This is a genomic window from Flagellimonas marina, from assembly GCF_042651185.1.
Lineage (GTDB): Bacteria > Bacteroidota > Bacteroidia > Flavobacteriales > Flavobacteriaceae > Flagellimonas > Flagellimonas marina.
Window position 1 is genome coordinate 1,064,818 of sequence record NZ_JBHSCL010000004.1, and the last position, 17,769, is coordinate 1,082,586.

General features: G+C 42.2%; 15 protein-coding genes. 4 read left to right on the plus strand and 11 right to left on the minus strand.

Features of this window, described 5'->3' with window-relative positions:
- The 5 genes from ACFOWS_RS08355 to ACFOWS_RS08375 all read right to left on the minus strand — a co-directional run bounded on the left by ACFOWS_RS08355 (position 1) and on the right by ACFOWS_RS08375 (position 4,806).
- Positions 1–522: a DUF7935 family protein gene (locus tag ACFOWS_RS08355; protein ID WP_379763471.1), complete on the minus strand. Its 522-nt coding sequence runs from the start codon at positions 520–522 to the stop codon at positions 1–3.
- A gap of 75 nt (positions 523–597) precedes the next feature.
- A complete protein-coding gene (locus ACFOWS_RS08360; protein WP_379763472.1) occupies positions 598–1,371 on the minus strand; it encodes a hypothetical protein in 774 nt (257 codons plus the stop codon).
- Between the two features lie 51 nt (positions 1,372–1,422).
- Complete coding sequence (locus ACFOWS_RS08365) at positions 1,423–2,982, minus strand: FMN-binding glutamate synthase family protein (RefSeq protein ID WP_379763473.1); 1,560 nt, start codon at positions 2,980–2,982, stop codon at positions 1,423–1,425.
- A gap of 2 nt (positions 2,983–2,984) precedes the next feature.
- Positions 2,985–4,253 (minus strand): amidohydrolase, encoded by a 1,269-nt coding sequence (locus ACFOWS_RS08370; protein WP_379763474.1) that lies wholly within the window; start codon positions 4,251–4,253, stop codon positions 2,985–2,987.
- Positions 4,254–4,266: 13 nt separating this feature from the next.
- Positions 4,267–4,806 carry a DsrE family protein gene (locus ACFOWS_RS08375; RefSeq protein WP_379763475.1) on the minus strand — a complete coding sequence of 180 codons (540 nt, stop codon included), beginning with the start codon at positions 4,804–4,806 and terminating at the stop codon, positions 4,267–4,269.
- A gap of 136 nt (positions 4,807–4,942) precedes the next feature.
- Here ACFOWS_RS08375 and ACFOWS_RS08380 point away from each other — a divergent pair, with 136 nt between their 5' ends.
- Both ACFOWS_RS08380 and ACFOWS_RS08385 read left to right on the plus strand, forming a co-directional pair.
- Complete coding sequence (locus ACFOWS_RS08380) at positions 4,943–7,276, plus strand: ATP-dependent helicase (protein WP_379763476.1); 2,334 nt, start codon at positions 4,943–4,945, stop codon at positions 7,274–7,276.
- 148 nt (positions 7,277–7,424) lie between these two features.
- A complete protein-coding gene (locus tag ACFOWS_RS08385) occupies positions 7,425–9,662 on the plus strand; it encodes a hypothetical protein (protein WP_379763477.1) in 2,238 nt (745 codons plus the stop codon).
- On the opposite strand, the gene ACFOWS_RS08390 is transcribed toward ACFOWS_RS08385, so the two are convergent.
- Positions 9,663–10,385 carry a hypothetical protein gene (locus ACFOWS_RS08390; RefSeq protein WP_379763478.1) on the minus strand — a complete coding sequence of 241 codons (723 nt, stop codon included), beginning with the start codon at positions 10,383–10,385 and terminating at the stop codon, positions 9,663–9,665.
- Between the two features lie 221 nt (positions 10,386–10,606).
- On the opposite strand from ACFOWS_RS08390, the gene ACFOWS_RS08395 reads away from it, so the two are divergent.
- Positions 10,607–11,227, plus strand: a complete 621-nt coding sequence (locus tag ACFOWS_RS08395; protein ID WP_379764508.1) for an L-threonylcarbamoyladenylate synthase — start codon at positions 10,607–10,609, stop codon at positions 11,225–11,227.
- Between the two features lie 50 nt (positions 11,228–11,277).
- On the opposite strand, the gene ACFOWS_RS08400 is transcribed toward ACFOWS_RS08395, so the two are convergent.
- The 3 genes from ACFOWS_RS08400 to ACFOWS_RS08410 form a co-directional block, all read right to left on the minus strand.
- The gene (locus ACFOWS_RS08400; RefSeq protein ID WP_379763479.1) at positions 11,278–12,147 is read right to left on the minus strand and encodes an OmpA family protein; all 870 of its coding nucleotides are present in this window, start codon (positions 12,145–12,147) and stop codon (positions 11,278–11,280) included.
- 94 nt (positions 12,148–12,241) lie between these two features.
- Positions 12,242–13,243 carry a glycosyltransferase gene (locus tag ACFOWS_RS08405; protein ID WP_379763480.1) on the minus strand — a complete coding sequence of 334 codons (1,002 nt, stop codon included), beginning with the start codon at positions 13,241–13,243 and terminating at the stop codon, positions 12,242–12,244.
- Positions 13,244–13,255: 12 nt separating this feature from the next.
- Positions 13,256–13,702, minus strand: a complete 447-nt coding sequence (locus tag ACFOWS_RS08410) for a type I restriction enzyme HsdR N-terminal domain-containing protein (protein WP_379763481.1) — start codon at positions 13,700–13,702, stop codon at positions 13,256–13,258.
- A gap of 28 nt (positions 13,703–13,730) precedes the next feature.
- Between ACFOWS_RS08410 and holA the strand changes: the two genes are divergently transcribed.
- Positions 13,731–14,732 (plus strand): DNA polymerase III subunit delta, encoded by a 1,002-nt coding sequence (gene holA / locus ACFOWS_RS08415; RefSeq protein ID WP_379763482.1) that lies wholly within the window; start codon positions 13,731–13,733, stop codon positions 14,730–14,732.
- Between the two features lie 2 nt (positions 14,733–14,734).
- Here holA and ACFOWS_RS08420 read toward each other — a convergent pair whose 3' ends face one another.
- Positions 14,735–15,112 (minus strand): DoxX family protein, encoded by a 378-nt coding sequence (locus ACFOWS_RS08420; RefSeq protein ID WP_366589348.1) that lies wholly within the window; start codon positions 15,110–15,112, stop codon positions 14,735–14,737.
- A gap of 104 nt (positions 15,113–15,216) precedes the next feature.
- Positions 15,217–17,628, minus strand: a complete 2,412-nt coding sequence (locus ACFOWS_RS08425) for an alpha-ketoacid dehydrogenase subunit alpha/beta (protein ID WP_379763483.1) — start codon at positions 17,626–17,628, stop codon at positions 15,217–15,219.
- Between the last annotated feature and the right edge of the window lie 141 nt (positions 17,629–17,769).

A 17,769-nucleotide genomic window follows, 5' to 3' on the forward strand; every position in this document is an offset into this window, starting at 1 on the left:
CTAATCCCAAAGTTCGCTCACTTCTTTTTTCACGAAAGCCAAGGCCGTATTGGAAGGAGATTGTTTCTCCATGGTCTGGTTGAGGATATCTTCCCGAAGCTTATCGGCGGAATCCGTTTCGCTCATACCAGCTGAACGAATAATCTGTATAGTGGCATTTTTGGCCGCTTTGATGATGTTCCAACACTCCTCGGACATATAGATCTGTTGGGAAAGATTGTGTTCGAACTCCGTTTCAACCTGATTGATCAGAAGATTTTCGTAATCCCTTTTGTTTTTTCCTTTGGGAGCCACACGAACCACAAGGCTGTTGATGGCAATACGCTCTAGGAAAAGTGTCATTCGCTCATAAGCTTGCAGTCGAACAGGAAGGGTGTCCGCTTGGGCATCTTTGTGTAAAAGGAATCGTCTTCGACCGTCTTCATTACGGGTGTGCAGTCTAAAAAAATAAAAGGCGACCACACCGGTAACAACGGCGGGCATTAAATACGCAAAAAGTTGAAGGATATCATCTCCACTCATAGGATAGTTTGGTTTTTGTTGATTTTACACAACAAGAACGAACCAAAACTGCAAAAAGTATTTTGACCTACAATCTTATCGGGCTGCCTTGGCACTTTCCTTTGCCTTGGCATAAAATCCTTTGTAGTCAGGCTGTAATTTAATATTTACCCCCTCCTTAAAGTTGCCATCTTTGGCGGAGATTAATATGGCTTCACTGGAAACTCCCAAAGTCCCCACCAATTCCTTGGAAACAGCGGAGACTTGGTCAAACGTAGGGCCAAATTCCCCTGTGATGTTCAACCCTTCCACTTCGGTCTTAAAATTGGGATTTGATTTGATGACTTTGGAAACATTGGCCAACCAAGCTTTTCCAGTTTCGGTCAGTTCCGAGGACGTATCCGAACCAAAAAGATTACTCAGGCTGCTTGAGATTACAATGGTGCCTTCGGCGACACTTACGTTGGCATTTTCGCCCAAGGTTTGCTTAATTCGAGTTAAAGAAACAATGGCTGTGGAATCATTTGCGGAAATCATATCGTTGATGCCGCTCAGCTGTTTTTCCTTACGAGCCAAGGCTTCCATGGCCTTGTTCACATTGTTGGAATTCTGCTTGGAAAGTTCCGAGAAGTTACTCAGATTGCCCAACAACGTGGCGTTGGCATCACGTAGCCCGGCGTTCTCAACCTCTAAAGTTTCGGCCTTGGCATTGCTCGAAGATATTTCTCGTTTGGCCTTGGCCAATTCCTGTTCAACCTCAGAAATTTTGGACTTTAGGTCATCAATTTCTGCAATAAGGTCGCTCTTTCTTTGGGCAAAAGCCGAAGTAGCAACAAAAAGCAAAACTATGGGGAGTAACAGTTTTTTCATAAGTAGTTGTATTTGATGATTCAAATTTGGAGCTAAAGTATAATGTTTTTTTTAATTGGGCTTACCTCCCAAATAGGAACAATCATAAAGTTCCTGCATGGAAGAAAAGGCTACATCGTCTTTTTGGTATCCATAAACCGCCTCCAAGCCGCTGCTAAGATAATCATCATCAACATTTACTTGGATGTCATTCATCTTAAATTGACAGGGATGTTCGTAACCAGCCGCGTGTGTGATTTCCAAGAACTCTTTGCGAAAGGTTTTGAAATATTGCGCCAATCGGTCTGATTTTAAAGGAACGTTGATGCCTTTTTGCAACCATTTGCTCTGTGTGGCCACTCCAGAGGGACACCGGTTGGTATGGCATACCTGCGCCTGAATGCACCCAATGCTCATCATGGCTTCACGGGCCACATTAATGCAGTCCGCACCCATGGCAAAAGCCATCGCCGCTTTGGCCGGGAATCCTAATTTTCCACTTCCTATGAAAACAATGCGGTCTGTTAATCCCATATCCTTAAAAATTTTATAGACCGAGGTAAATCCGTATGTCCAAGGCAGCGAGACATGGTCAGCAAAGCTGGGAGGGGCCGCTCCGGTACCACCTTCACCGCCGTCAATGGTGATAAAATCAGGCCCTTTTCCTGACTTTTTCATCAAATTGGCGAGTTCTTCCCATTGTTCCAATTTTCCAACCGCTCCTTTGATGCCAACAGGCAGTCCGGTTTCTTCCGCAATGTTCTCTATAAGTTCCAAAAGTTCAGGAATGTTGCTGAAAGCCTTGTGGGTAGGAGGGGAGATGACATCTTTCCCAACCTCAACCCCTCTTATTTCTGCAAGTTCATGTGTGATTTTGGCTCCGGGCAGAACCCCACCTTTTCCGGGTTTGGCCCCTTGGGATAGTTTTATTTCCACAGCTTTGATGCAGGGGTTTTCATCTACTAGGATTTTCATTTTCTCCATGGAGAAATTTCCATCCCGAGTACGGACTCCAAAATATCCGGTGCCAAAATGAAAGATAACATCTCCTCCTTTTTTGTGATAGGGGGAAAGACCGCCTTCACCCGTGTTATGGTAGGCCCCACACTTTTCAACACCTTTGTTGAGAGACTCCACGGCAGCAGCCGATAAAGACCCAAAACTCATGGCCGACACATTGATGACGGAAGCGGGACGATATGGTTTTTTACGCTTGTTGTACCCTCCAATTACCTTGGCGCAAGGCAAAAAGCAAGGGTCTTTGGTATTGGGGTGGCCTTCAGGAAGTTGATAGGCGATCATTGCATTTTTCACAAAAACATGCTGATGCGCATAAATATCCCGATCTGTGCCAAATCCTTCGTAATTGTTTTCCTTTTTGGCCGAGGCATAGATCCAACTGCGTTCAATACGATTGAAAGGAAGTTCCTCTCGGTTGTTGGCTACAAAATATTGCCGCATTTCCGGTCCGATGCTCTCCAACCAGTAGCGAAGATGCCCCACAATGGGAAAATTATGACTTATGGTGTGTGCCTTTTGGAAAAAGATATCCCGGATGGCTACCAATAATAGGAAAACCAATATCCACCCCCACCAAGGAATGTCGCCTAAAAAATCCAATAGGGATTCCATTGTTACATGTTCAAATAATCCAAAGTAAGCTGTGTCATGGCTTTTACACCCAATAGCAGCCCACTGTCATCAATTTTGAAATCTGGGGTATGGTGCGGAAACGATTCTGTTGTTCCAGGGGTCATTCCTCCCAAAATAAAAAAGAGACCGGGTACTTTTTCTTGGAAATAGCTAAAATCTTCAGCCCCGGTTACCGCTTTGTGTATAGAAACATTCTCCTTGCCAGCCGCTTTTTCCAAGCTAGGGACCATTTTGGCGGTTAAATCCAAATCGTTGAATGTAATGGCGGTGGAGGTAGTGATTTCAATATCAGCATCCCCTCCGTAGGCTTTGGCAATGGCAGGAACCATTTCTAGCATTCGATTGTTCAATTTTTTCTGCATGTCATAATCCAAAGTTCGGATGGTACCAATGAGTTCAGCACTTTCTGGAATGATGTTAAAGCGAACCCCGCTGGTAATCTTTCCCACGGAAATCACAGCAGCTTCATTGGTCAGCTCAGTTTCTCGGCTTATAATAGTCTGAAGACCATCAATGATTTTTGAACTAATCAAGATAGGGTCAACACCTGCCCAAGGTTGGGAACCGTGGGTTTGTTTTCCTTTTACATTGATTACAAAGCGTTGGGCGGATGCCAAAGCTCCTCCTGGTTTGTATTTGATGGTGTTGATTGGTGTTTGCGAATTGATGTGCAGACCAAAAATCGCATCCACATCTGGATTGGTGAGTACTCCTTCCTTCACCATTAATTTGGCACCTCCTTCTTCACCTGGAGGTGGCCCTTCCTCGGCAGGTTGGAAAATGAATTTTACCGTTCCTTTTATTTTGTCTTTATGTTTGGATAGCACTTCGGCCACACCCATTAAAATGGCAGTGTGCGTATCATGACCACAAGCGTGCATTACGCCAACTTCTTTTCCCAAAAACTCAGAAGTTACGTTTGACTTGAAAGGCAAATCATTACGTTCAGTCACGGGAAGTGCATCAATATCGGCACGGAGACCGACTACTTTTCCGGGTTTGTCTCCTTTTAAAAGCCCGACCACTCCGGTGTGGGCCACTCCAGTTTGAACTTCAATGCCTAGGGATTTTAGGTGGTTTGCAATTTTTTCAGCGGTTTTGAATTCGCGATTGCTGAGTTCAGGATGTTGGTGGATGTCGCGACGCCATTCAACTACTTTGGATTCAACGGCTACAATGTCTTTTCCTAAATCTTGGGCGTGGAGGGTAACACTTAAAATCAATAGTGTAAAGGCTAGAATTTTCTTCATAATGGTGAGTAAGTTATAGTTTAATAAGACGGTAACCGTCATTTTGTAATTGAATTAATGCTGTCATAGCCGATAGTGCAATTTTTTCACCCGGAATAAGGGTCTCTTTTGGAACATTTCGAGAATTGGAGGATTGGCCGCAAAGGATGATTTCAACTCCATTATCCATAAGGTTTTGCAACATTTCGGCATTGGGATTGGGAACACCAAATCGTTCTTGGTGCGCTTCATTGGTCATGATGTTGGTCGTAGCGGACCCATGTATGATCAAAGCTGCTTTTAGTTGAGAAACTGGGACCCCATTTTGGGCATGCATGTTCAAAAATCGAGCTGCGGTTTCAATTTGCTTATTGATTTCCTCATGGGAATCTGGGCCGGTCGCTACATCAAAAACCACTTTGAATTCCTCGTTAACATTGGTTTTGTAATCGGGGTTCTCAACGGTGAATACAGCACCATAATTTTCCAGGATCGGACCTGCTTTTTTTTCTTGGGACAATGCGAAAAGGCTGAAAAGCGCACAAATCCAGATGGGGAAACCGTTGTATTTCATCAATAAAAAGGGTTATGGCCTTAAATATATTCAATTCAAATCAAAACACCTCCGTGTTTATAACTATTGAAAGCTAGATTTTAGCATAAGGGCATTATTGGCTAATTTCACGTTTACTTTTTAAAAATCCGAGCCTTTGAGTACTTTTTTGGATGAATTGAACGATGCGCAACGGGCCCCTGTATTGCACAAGGATGGGCCTTTGATGGTGATTGCGGGTGCCGGTTCCGGAAAGACCCGGGTGTTGACCTATCGGATTGCCCACTTGATGAACCAAGGGGTGGATTCCTTCAATATTTTGGCCTTGACCTTTACCAACAAAGCGGCACGCGAAATGAAAAAGCGGATTGCCTCCATTGTTGGGGATTCTGAAGCTAAAAATCTTTGGATGGGTACTTTTCACTCTGTTTTTGCCAAATTGTTGCGGTATGATGGTGATAAATTGGGCTTCCCCAGCAATTTTACCATTTACGATACCCAAGACTCCCAACGTCTTATTGCTGCCATCATCAAGGAGATGGGTCTGGACAAAGATATTTACAAGTACAAGCAGATTCAGAACCGAATTTCATCCTATAAAAACAGCTTAATTACCGTAAAGGCATATTTTCAAAATCCTGAACTGGTGGAGGCGGACGCCATGGCCAAAAGACCCAGAATGGGAGAGATTTACAAGAATTATGTAGACCGTTGCTTTAAGGCGGGGGCTATGGATTTTGACGACCTTTTACTTCGGACAAATGAATTATTGACCCGTTTCCCTGAGGTTTTGATGAAATATCAAGATAGGTTCCGGTATATTTTGGTGGATGAGTACCAAGATACCAACCACTCGCAGTATTTGATTGTAAAAGCATTATCTGACCGCTACCAAAATATCTGTGTGGTGGGGGATGATGCCCAAAGTATTTATTCCTTCCGTGGGGCGAACATCAGCAACATTCTCAACTTTCAACGGGATTATGACGACGTGGCCGTATACCGATTGGAACAAAATTATCGCTCTACTCAAAATATTGTAAAAGCGGCCAATTCCATCATCGCCAAAAACCGTGATCAGTTGGAAAAAGTCGTTTGGACCTCCAATGATGAGGGCCACAAGATAAAAATCCACAGAAGTCCCACCGATGCTGAGGAAGGAAGGTACGTGGCAGGTTCCATTTTTGAAATGAAAATGCAGGAACAGCTTCAAAATGGGGATTTTGCCGTGTTGTACCGAACCAACTCCCAATCGCGATCCATTGAAGATGCCCTAAGAAAGCGGGACATTCCGTATCGCATCTATGGAGGACTTTCTTTTTATCAGCGTAAGGAAATCAAGGATGTATTGGCCTATTTACGTTTGATTGTCAACCCGAAGGATGAAGAGGCGTTAAAACGGGTCATCAATTTTCCGGCACGAGGTATTGGTCAAACCACCATAGACCGACTTGTTGTAGCTGCAAATCATTATGGACGGTCCATTTTTGAAGTGATGGAGCATTTGGACAAGCTCAACCTGAACATCAATGCTGGCACCAAGCGCAAGTTGGGTGATTTCGTGACTATGATCAAGAGTTTCCAAATCATGAATGAAGGTTCGGATGCCTTCACGCTTGCAGAGCATGTTTCCAAAAAAACGGGATTGTTGTTGGAGTTCAAAAAAGATGGAACTCCAGAGGGGATTGCCCGGATGGAGAACATTGAGGAACTCTTGAACGGGATCAAGGATTTTGTAGAGGGGCAAAAAGAGTTGGCTGATGCCACCGGCAGCTTGACCGAGTTCTTGGAAGATGTGGCTTTGGCAACGGATATGGACAAAGAGGTCGGGGATGATGATCGCGTCGCTTTGATGACCATCCACTTAGCCAAAGGATTGGAGTTTCCCTACGTATTTGTGGTTGGGATGGAAGAAGATTTGTTTCCATCTGCCATGAGCATGAACACACGCAGCGAGTTGGAAGAAGAACGCCGATTGTTCTACGTGGCCTTAACTCGGGCTGAAAAACAGGCTACCCTTACCTATACCCAAAACCGGTATCGGTGGGGAAAGTTGATTGATGCGGAACCCAGTCGGTTTTTAGAGGAAATTGATGAGCAATATGTGGAAAACCTGACTCCCGTAAATGATGGTTACCGCTATAAATCTATGTTGAACGCCGACATTTTTGGAGAAGTAGACAAAAGCAAGCTTCGGCAGATAAAACCCAAAAGCGGAACACCGCCCAGCACCCATAGACCCAACGAGAACCAATTACGAAAGTTACGAAAGCTAAAACCAGAGCTTTCCACATCAACTACAAATAACAACGTTGTAGATTCAAACTTGGCAGAAGGGGTTTTGGTGAACCACACCCGGTTTGGAAGAGGCAAGGTGCTTAAGATTGAAGGTTTGGGCAATGACAAAAAGGCTGAAATTCAATTTGAGCAAGGTGGAATGAAGAAACTGTTGCTCCGTTTTGCCAAGTTGGAGGTCATTGATAACACTTAAACCAATTTTGGTTGGGTTCAAAATTCATTACCACAATCAAACTTGCTTCGGATTAGGGATGATGTAAAATAGCTTGCCAAAGGAGTAGGAGGCTGAAAAAATGGTTAAATTCAAAACCAATAACTTTTGAATTGCATACCAAACTCCTATGAAAAAACTGTTCTCCGATCCTATTTTTCTGGCTACCACTTTACTTGTTGTATTTCTTTTTGGTATTTCTGGATATCATTTTGAGTTGGGAATTCCCCCTGTGTTGGGCATGATCTTGGGCAGTAGTATTGGAATTGTTCTTCTTGTTGGATTCAAACTCCTCATCTCCTTGGCCAAACCGTTGTTCAAAACGATTTCTATTGGTTTTCTCACAACTTTTTTAAGCGGTTTGTTGGCTTTGGTTATTTTAAAGTCGTATGCTTTTCGTTGGCCTTCATCAATGTATTACGTCTTGGCCGCATGGGGTTTTGTATGTTGCTTACTATTGACTTTTGGATTGAATAAAGTTATCAAAAACAAGGACAGTAAGGGTTGGATATTGGTTATTGTATCATTGTTAATTGTAGCATTGGGCTTTTATGGATTCAAAAGTTTGGAAGGTGACCCATACATTCAAGAGAAAACAGGATCAGAAATAAGCCCGCAAATTACCATGCTTTCGGAAATGGGGTTGGAAGACCCTTCAAAAAAAGGTTCTTTTGAGATAGCGACTTTTACCTATGGCAGCGGAACGGATAAGAAACGACCCGAATATGCCGAGCTTGTAAAGCTAAAAACACCCACAGTTGATGCCTCTCGAATTTTACCCGAATGGAAGGGCAAAAAGAAAAAATGGCGCGAAAAATTCTGGGGATTTGGGGTGGAAAACTTTCCCTTGAACGGCAGGGTGTATATGCCTAAAGGAGATGGTCCATTTCCATTGGTGGTCATGGTTCACGGCAATCATAGTATGATTGATTTTTCCGATGCAGGCTACGCCTATCTTGGAGAATTATTGGCCAGCAGAGGTTCCATTGCGGTTTCTGTTGATGAAAATTTCATCAATGCCCATTGGTCTGGAGATTTTAGGGGGAAAGAAATGCCTGCAAGGGCGTGGCTTTTGTTGAAGCATTTGGAACAATGGCAAAAATGGAATGATGGAGAGCATCCTGATTTGGCAGGAAAAGTGGATATGGGCAATATTGTTTTCGTGGGCCATTCCAGAGGAGGGGAAGCTGTTTCTATTGCAGCGGCGTTTAATGAATTGGAGCGATTTCCCGATAATGCGCAAGAAACCTTCAATTTTGGATTCGGAATTAAAGGGGTCATTTCCATTGCCCCAACAGATTATCGATATGACCGGGAAATTACCTTGACAGACATCAACTATCTTTCCCTGCAAGGGGCCTACGATTCGGATGAGGTGAGTTTTTGGGGGATGCGGCCCTATCATCGACTAAAATTTACGGATGATTTTGATGGATTTAAGGCCGGAGTGTATATGAACCATGCCAATCACGGACAGTTTAATTCCACATGGGGGCGTTCAGATTTTGGAGCACCGATGAAATGGTTGTTGAATCTCCAACCGTTAGTGTCTGGTGAGGAGCAGCGTCAGATGGCAAAGGTGTATGTCAGTGCTTTTGTGGAGGCTGTTTTAAAGGGCAACAAGGTGTATAGAAACGTATTTAAAAGCGTGGATGGCGCCAAAAATTGGTTGCCCAATGAGACCTATTTAAGTCAATATGCGGATGCTTCCAAGAAAATACTATTAGATTTTGAGGATGACATCGATATAACTTCAGGAAAACATGGTCTTCAAATTACTGCGGAGAATTTTAAGATATGGCGGGAAGAGGAACTAAAGTCCCGTGATGATGGCGAACAGCAAAATAATGCCTTGGTTTTGGGGTGGAAGTATCTAAAACAAGCAGGAAAAGATTCGTTGCCCCAATATCATATCCACATACCCGATACTTTGAAAAATTTCAGTGGTATGGATACACTGGCTTTGTCTGTTGGAGTTGGGGATATTTCAGAACTGGATTTGGAAGAAAAGGAAAAAGATGTTTCAAATCCTGGATTTAATTTCAGCATCCTCCTAAAAGATAGCTTGGGCAACAAGGCCTCAATAGATTTGGGCAGTACTAATGTTCTACCCGTACCCATTAGAAGTAAGTTCACAAAATTCAAGTTTTTGGATAAAGATATGATTGGTAGCGACTGGGAAGTGCAAATGAAAAGCTGTTTTATACCTATTTCAACATTTATGGCAAAGAATGAAAAACTAGACCTTAGTAAGCTTAAAACCATTAGTTTGATGTTCGATAAAGATTCACTGGGCATTGTGGTAATAGATGATATTGGGATTTATAGCACCCCTGTAATGGAGCAGGAATCAATACTTGTAGAATAATCATAGGACATATTCACCATTCGTATAAGCCAATGATTCTTGTGCAATGGCTTTGTAAAGCGATTTTGCAGGCACGTTGCCCAAACATGTTGTTGAGTCTTTTCCTGAACACCGAACCATAACCGCACTCTCACCGTTTGGAAAAACCTTAGCTTCCTCAATGCCGTCTTTTAGAACCCTATATGCGCTTAACTGGTATTGGTTCGGGTGATTTGATGGGTTTGCAAGCCCGCCAAGGATGTATGTCTGTATTCCAGATCTGTTTTCAATGATATCTATTTGGTCATATCGTAAAGGTTTTCCAAAAAGGGAAGTAGGTATGGTTCTGTTCTCACTTACATAGAAACCAATACTTTTTATTGTATAGTCTAATTTTCGCGTATTCCATGAGAACACTGTAAAGCCCTTGTCCGCACTTTGCGCAAAAGAAAAGTCATGCCTGCCCTTAGAATAATATGAATTGATTTCGCTTACTATCCGTGGACTGGTTATGTTGTGTTCAATGGCCTGTCTGATGCTTTCGTTAACAGAAACAATAGTTTCTTGGAAATCTTTGGTGTTACTATTTGTGTTGGATAATACACCGAATAGGCTGTCCAGATGCTTCACAATGGCTTCTCCGGATTCCAATTTATTTCTTTGTTTTTTTTGAAGACTGCAATTCAGGACTATTGGAATCAATAGAGCTACAAGTATGGATTTTATAAGGTTGATGCGTCTCATTTTATTTTTGATAAGGATTGTGTACAAAACTGTTCATTTTCGGTTGAGTGTATGGGGGTAAATGCATGAATACCCATTTTCAATTGATGTATACCGCATTACTATGGAGTTGCTCTATGATAAAAGGTTGGCTCAGAAAGCTGTTTTTAACATTTTCTCTTGACCTTAATCATGCAACATGACCACATTCTTTCTTACTTTGTATGATATTCGTAAACGACATGGCAGAATTCGTAAAACTTTATGAAGAAAATCCAAATCCGAGGCAAATTGAAAAGATTGGCCATGTGCTTCGGAAGGGCGGACTTGTCATATATCCTACGGATACGGTCTACGGGTTGGGATGTGACATTACCAATTCCAAGGCGTTACAGCGAATTGCACGGATTAAGGGGGTGAAGCTGGAAAAGGCCAATTGGTCCTTTGTTTGTGCTGACCTGAGCAACCTCTCGGATTATGTGCGGCAAATAGATTCCTCCACATTTAAAATTTTAAAACGTGCCCTGCCAGGGCCATACACCTTCATTTTACCTGGGAACAACAACCTACCTAAAGATTTTAAAAAAAAGAAAACGGTTGGGATACGGATTCCCGATAACAATATCGCTAGGGCTTTGGTTATGGAGTTGGGCAATCCCATTGTTTCTACCTCTATCCATGATGAAGATGATATTTTGGAATATACCACAGACCCCGAACTTATTTTTGAGAAGTGGCAGAACTTGGTCGATGTGGTGATTGATGGGGGGTATGGGGACAATGTAGCTTCCACAGTGATTGACCTTTCTGAAAGCATTCCCGAGGTGATACGTGAAGGGAAAGGTAGCCTTGAAATATTTTAGCATAAAAAAAGCGGCCTCACGGGCCGCTTTTCAATATAAATTATCTGGTCTTATTGACCTCCGTTGATGGCAGGGTCTTTCATGCCTTCTTCAATCATGCTATAGAACTGATCGATTTTTGGAAGTACTACAATTCGGGTTCTTCTGTTTTTGGCTCTATCAGCAGAAGTATCGTTGCTAACCAATGGTACGTAGTAGCTACGTCCTGCAGCTGTCATTCTAGCTGGATCTACGCCAAAATCGTTTTGAAGGATTCTGACCACAGATGTTGCTCTTTTCGCGCTCAAGTCCCAGTTGTCCAAAAGGACACCGCTACGATATGGTACATTGTCTGTGTGACCTTCAACCATAAATTCAAAATCAGGCTTGTTGTTCACTACTTTGGCCACTTTGCCCAATACCTCTTTGGCTGCACTGGTAACGTTATAGCTACCACTTCTAAACAACAATTTATCAGAGATGGAAACGAATACCACGCCTTTCTCAACGCTGATTTCAATATCCTCATCATCCAAGTTGCCCAATACACCTTTTAGACTTTGTACCAAAGAAAGGTTTACAGAATCTCTTCGGGTAACCGCATCTTGCAATTTTCTGATGGTAAGGTCTTTTTCTTTAAGGCTCTCCAAAGATTTTTCAAGGTTTTCTGCACCTTTGGTGGTAAGCGTGGTCAAGTTACCCATGTTGTTAATGAGCTCTTGGTTGTTCGCTTTCAAAAATGCGTTTTGATCTTCGAGAGTTTTCAATCTTGAACTTGCTGTAGCTTTTTCTTCCAAGCAGTCGTTAAGTTTAACGGTGGCAGAGTTCAATAAATCTTGGGTTTCTTTGTGTTTGGCTTCAAGCTCGGCGTATTTTTTTTGGGATACGCATGATGATAATAAGATGGCCATAGCCAATGTTCCTAGAAAAACTTTTTTCATAGTTCAATGTATAATTTAAGGATTGTTAGATATATCAATGTTAAAATTTCAACCAAAATTAGATAAAAAGCAAAATGTCCATATTTCGGTATAGTTAATCTTTTACTAAAATGTTAAAATTCTTTACTTGATTTACGAAATGCGACCAGACTATGGATGTCGTAGTATAGTACTTTAATAAAAAATTAGCTTTTTCCCGCTTCTTGTAAAGTGTTTTAAAGTTACCATAAAAACTGATATGTGCACGGAGAATGGCCCAACAATGTTCAAACTTCAACTGAAATACAAATCGAAGCGCAGCTATACCGTCCAGTAGCAGTCGCATGGCAATAATAGGAAACGCTTTTTTTCTTGGTAAGTTTTTGGTGATGGAATAGAGTGAGTTCCTGAAGTTAAGAAAGGTCTTCTTGGGGTTCATGTTGCTCAAGGTTGAGCCGCCCAAATGGTATACATGGCTCTTCCCAACATAAAGGACCTTATGCCCCGCGTTTTTTGCACGCCAACATAAATCCACTTCTTCCTGATGGGCAAAATAGTCCTCATCAAACCCGCCAAGAGAGTTGAAAACCTCACTTTTTATAAACATGCAGGCACCAGTGGCCCAGAAAATTTCTGTAATGTCATCATACTGACCTTTATCCCTTTCCAAAGCTTGGAAAATTCTACCCCTACAGAAGGGATAGCCCAGCATATCTATAAAACCACCCGCTGCCCCAGCGTATTCAAAATAGTCTTTGTTTTTTAGGTCTAATATTTTGGGTTGAATGATGGCTACCTCGGGGGATGTAACGAAGGCTTCTTGAATGGGTTCCAGCCAATTTGGGGTTACTTCTACATCAGAATTAAGAAGACAGAAAATATCTGCTTGAATATGTTTTAGGCCATCATTGTACCCTTTGGCAAAACCTCCATTTTCTGAATTTTGCACAATCCCAATCTCTGGATACTCCTTTTTTAAGAAAGCAACGGAACCATCCGAACTGGCATTGTCCACCACATAGATATCTGCCCCGGTAGAGTGGGCCATGACCGAGGGAAGGAACTGTTTGAGCAAGGTTTCCCCGTTCCAGTTGAGTATGACTATGGCAATTTTCAAAACGAGGGCAAATTAACGGCTAAAATCAGGAATATCCTTCAAAAAGGTGTATTTTTCATTTTCATGGTCCATTTGGCAGTAGTAATGTTCCAGTCCGTTGGACACCATTAAATAGTTGGATTGTAATTGGTAATTATAGCGCGCTATCTGGTCAAATGTGGATTGGTCAATTTTAATTTCCGGAGCCTTGCATTCCACCAAAAGAAAAATAGAGCCATCAGGATTGAAAACCACAATGTCATATCGCTTTTTCATTCTGTTCACAAGCAATTGCTTTTCCACATTAATGAGGCTCTTGGGATAATTTTTAGTGAAGACCAGAAAATGGACCACATGCTGGCGCACCCATTCTTCGGGTTGCAGCAAAACAAATTTTTTGCGGATGCCGTCAAAAATGTAGTGCCTATTTTGGCTATTTTTGATTCGAAATGAATACGCAGGAAAGTTCAACGGTTGCATTGGACAAAATTGATGATTTTTTTTCGGAATGGACAAGGTAAAGGAAATAGTAGCGGCAATTGATTCGGGAAATCCAAAACCAATTTACTTTTTAATGGGGGAGGAACCATATTACATTGATAAAATCTGTCAATATATTTCTGATAACGTGCTTTCCGAAGATGAAAAAGGCTTCAACCAAATGGTGTTTTATGGCCGTGATACTTCTGTGGATGAGGTGATTTCCAACGCAAAACGGTTTCCCATGATGGCCGAGCATCAGGTGGTCATTGTTAAAGAGGCCCAAGACCTTTCCCGAACCATTGAGAACCTAACGGCATATGTTGAACATCCTCAACCAACTACAGTTCTGGTCATTTGTTATAAGTATAAAAAACTTGACAAACGCAAGAAGTTGTACAAGGCCGTTCAGAAGAATGGAGAGCTTTTTGAGAGCAAAAAACTGTATGAAAATCAGGTTGCAGAATGGATTCGCAAAACGTTGAGTGGCAAAAATTACAAGATTTCACCTAAGGCGTGTGTAATGCTTGTGGAGTTTTTGGGAACAGATTTGAGCAAAATCAACAATGAACTCACCAAATTGGCCTTGGTGGTTCCGCCTGCCACGGAGATTACAGCAGAATTGATAGAACAGCACATAGGCATCAGTAAGGACTTCAATAATTTCGAGCTCAAGAAGGCCATTGGTGAACGAAATGTGGGAAAAGCTTCCCAAATCATCGATTATTTTGCCCAAAACCCTAAGGACAACCCGTTTGTGGTAACGGTAACTTTATTGAATACCTTCTTTACGCAGTTATTGCAATACCATGGGTTAAAAGACCATTCCCCGGGTAATGTGGCCAAGGTATTGGGGGTTAATCCGTATTTTGTGAAAGAGTACACCGTAGCGGCAAGGAACTATCCCATGAAGCGTGTCAGTGGAATCATTTCAAGTTTGAGAGAGCTGGATTTGAAAAGTAAAGGTGTGGGTGCCAATAACATGGCGCAGTCAGAACTTCTCAAAGAATTACTCACCGAAATAATCTAAGGCTACTTTTTGTCCACGCTGTATTTACCGGGGCCCAACAAAAAGACCACCAAAAAAACGGTAAAATAAAGCAGCGCCATTTCCTTGGTGCCGAATGGGTCTGCTCCGTGAATTACGAAAGCTGCAACGAACATGGTAAACGCTGTTGGTATAGCGGCCCATCGTGTTTTAAACCCGATGATCATCAGAACCGGGCATAGAAACTCGGCAATAACGGTTAAAAATAGGCTAGGTGCCTGACCGATTCCAAATGGATTGGCAAATTCTGTGTTGCCATTGATTAAGTTCAAAAGTTTTGGGTATCCATGGGTGATCATAAAAACAGAAGGCACTATTCTCAAAATGGCCAATCCCAAGTGGACTAAAGCATTATTTTTCATTAAGGGGGATTTTTAATTCACGTGAAAGTATGAATTCTGTCGTAATGCTGATAAAAATAATTGATGAAATACGGTTCTCAATTGATATTTTCGTTGAAATTCAACTACCTGAGCTTGGGGTAGGAATTTGGATCGACCTCATGCATGATTTCATATGCTTTTTCAAAAATGTCCTCAGCATTGGGTTTGGAAAAATAGTCCCCATCCGAAGCATAGGCCGGTCTGTGCGCCTTTGCCGTTAGGGTTTTTGGAGCACTGTCCAGATATCTATACCCTTGTTGGTTCTCAAGGATTTCCTGTAATAAATAGGCCGAACATCCTCCGGGAACATCTTCATCCACTATTAAAAGTCGGTTTGTCTTTTTTAAACTTTTAACAACATCGTGGTCCAAATCGAACGGCAACAAAGATTGTGCGTCAATTACCTCAGCATCTATTCCCACCTCCAATAGGTCTTGTGCAACTTTTTCAACGATTCTCAAAGTTGACCCATAGGACAGCAGGGTTAAGTCAGACCCCTGTTTTAGGGTTTCTATCTTACCGATGGGAGTGCAGAATTCGCCCAAATTAGTAGGTTTCTTTTCTTTGAGTCGATATCCGTTTAGACTTTCAATAACCAAGGCGGGCTCATCACTTTTCATTAAGGTATTGTAAAAACCGGCAGCTTGTGTCATATTTCTAGGGGTCAAAATATACATTCCCCTTAATAAGCTTATCAATCCAGACATTGGTGATCCTGAGTGCCAAATCCCTTCTAAACGGTGCCCTCGTGTTCGGACAATGAGTGGCGCCTTTTGTTTGCCCACGGTGCGATACATCAGCGATGCTAAATCATCACTCAATGTTTGAATGGCATAGAGGATATAATCCAAATATTGAATTTCAGCAATTGGACGTAAACCTCTAAGGGAAAGCCCAATACCTTGGCCTATAATCGTGGTTTCCCGGATTCCAGTATCGGAAATCCGCATATCACCGTATTTTTTCTGCAGCCCTTCCAATCCCTGGTTTACATCTCCAATGTTTCCGGTATCTTCCCCAAAAACCAAGGCCTCAGGATATTTAGAGAATAGGGCATCAAAATTATCCCGGAGAATGATTCTGCCGTCCACCTCCTCGTTTGTGTCCTCATATGATGGTGCAACCAAATCAATTTTCGTGGCCTTGTTGGGCAATTCGCTATAGAGATGTGAGCTATATTTTGGCTGTGTAGTAGCTAAAAAAGTGTTTACCCATTCTTGAAGTTGTTTTTTCTCTGGACTTGATTCGCCCAAAAGATAGCGCAGCGCACTTCTGGATTTGGAGGCCAAATCCTTTTTCAAGGGTTCTTCAATAGCAATGAGATCGTTCTTTATTTTTGTGATAAACGAACGATTTGGACTTTGACCAGCAACACTTTCCAGTAAATGTACAAGCTCCTTTTTAGCCTGCAAGTGAGGTTTTAAAAACTCGCTCCAGGCCTCTTTTTTTGCAGAGCGTACTTTATGCTTGATTTCACGCTCCAATTTTTTAAGTTCCTCTTCTGTACTGATGCCGTTTTCAAGAATCCATTCCCGAAACCTTTTATTGCAGTCGTTCTCCCGTTCCCATTCCAAACGCTCGGGCGATTTGTACCGCTCATGCGAACCGGATGTGGAATGTCCTTGGGGTTGGGTCAGTTCGGTTACATGAATCAAAACGGGGACATGGCTTTCCCTTGCCATATCAGCGGCATTCTCAAAAGCATGGATAAGTCCCGTGTAATCCCATCCCTTGATCTTTAAGATTTCAAATCCGTCTTTATCCTCCGTTCGTTGAAATCCTTTTAATGCATCGGAGATGTTTCCTTTGGTGGTGTGATACTCAGACGGAACCGAAATTCCATACTCATCGTCCCAAATGCAGATGACCATAGGTATTTGCATAACGCCAGCGGCGTTAAGCGCCTCAAAAAAGTGTCCTTCGCTGGTACTTGCGTTTCCTATGGTGCCCCAAGCGACCTCATTGCCATTCTTTGAGAAATTGGTTTGGTCTATTTCTTTTACATTTCTGTATATTTTTGAGGCTTGAGCCAACCCGACCAATCTGGGCATTTGCCCGGCAGTACAGGAAATATCGGCGCTACTGTTTTTTTGCTGGGTAAGGTCTTTCCAAGAACCATCTTCATTAAGGCTGTGGGTCACAAAATGTCCGCCCATTTGCCGTCCAGCACTCATAGGTTCTTTTTCCAAATCCGTAGTGGCATATAGGCCATGGAAGAATTCCTTTGGACTTAGATAGCCAAGGGCCATCATAAAAGTTTGGTCACGATAATAGCCGCTTCTAAAATCTCCATCCTGAAAAGCCCGAGCCATGGCCAATTGGGGAAGTTCTTTTCCATCTCCAAAAATCCCAAATTTAGCTTTCCCTGATAGTACCTCACGCCTTCCCAATAAGCTACATTCCCGGCTTATAACCGCAGTCTCGTAATCTTGAAGAATCTGTGATTGAAAATCTGCAAAGGAAATATCGTTGCTCGTACTTGGGTCAGGTTTCATGTAGGCTTTAGTGTATTTCTGCGAAATTACTAAAATACATTCAATTTATCAATATCAAACCTTGTTAATAAAATATCAATTTAATAAAAACAGAGACTATTAAAAGAGAATACTGTAAAATAGACGTGCTTAACAATGGTT

Coding starts and splice junctions, on each gene's coding strand:
- ACFOWS_RS08355 (WP_379763471.1), bottom strand. CDS start 522: ATGAGTGGAGATGATATCCTTCAACTTTTTGCGTATTTAATGCCCGCC.
- ACFOWS_RS08360 (WP_379763472.1), bottom strand. CDS start 1,371: ATGAAAAAACTGTTACTCCCCATAGTTTTGCTTTTTGTTGCTACTTCG.
- ACFOWS_RS08365 (WP_379763473.1), bottom strand. CDS start 2,982: ATGGAATCCCTATTGGATTTTTTAGGCGACATTCCTTGGTGGGGGTGG.
- ACFOWS_RS08370 (WP_379763474.1), bottom strand. CDS start 4,253: ATGAAGAAAATTCTAGCCTTTACACTATTGATTTTAAGTGTTACCCTC.
- ACFOWS_RS08375 (WP_379763475.1), bottom strand. CDS start 4,806: ATGAAATACAACGGTTTCCCCATCTGGATTTGTGCGCTTTTCAGCCTT.
- ACFOWS_RS08385 (WP_379763477.1), top strand. CDS start 7,425: ATGAAAAAACTGTTCTCCGATCCTATTTTTCTGGCTACCACTTTACTT.
- ACFOWS_RS08390 (WP_379763478.1), bottom strand. CDS start 10,385: ATGAGACGCATCAACCTTATAAAATCCATACTTGTAGCTCTATTGATT.
- ACFOWS_RS08395 (WP_379764508.1), top strand. CDS start 10,607: ATGGCAGAATTCGTAAAACTTTATGAAGAAAATCCAAATCCGAGGCAA.
- ACFOWS_RS08400 (WP_379763479.1), bottom strand. CDS start 12,147: ATGAAAAAAGTTTTTCTAGGAACATTGGCTATGGCCATCTTATTATCA.
- ACFOWS_RS08410 (WP_379763481.1), bottom strand. CDS start 13,702: ATGCAACCGTTGAACTTTCCTGCGTATTCATTTCGAATCAAAAATAGC.
- holA (WP_379763482.1), top strand. CDS start 13,731: ATGGACAAGGTAAAGGAAATAGTAGCGGCAATTGATTCGGGAAATCCA.
- ACFOWS_RS08420 (WP_366589348.1), bottom strand. CDS start 15,112: ATGAAAAATAATGCTTTAGTCCACTTGGGATTGGCCATTTTGAGAATA.
- ACFOWS_RS08425 (WP_379763483.1), bottom strand. CDS start 17,628: ATGAAACCTGACCCAAGTACGAGCAACGATATTTCCTTTGCAGATTTT.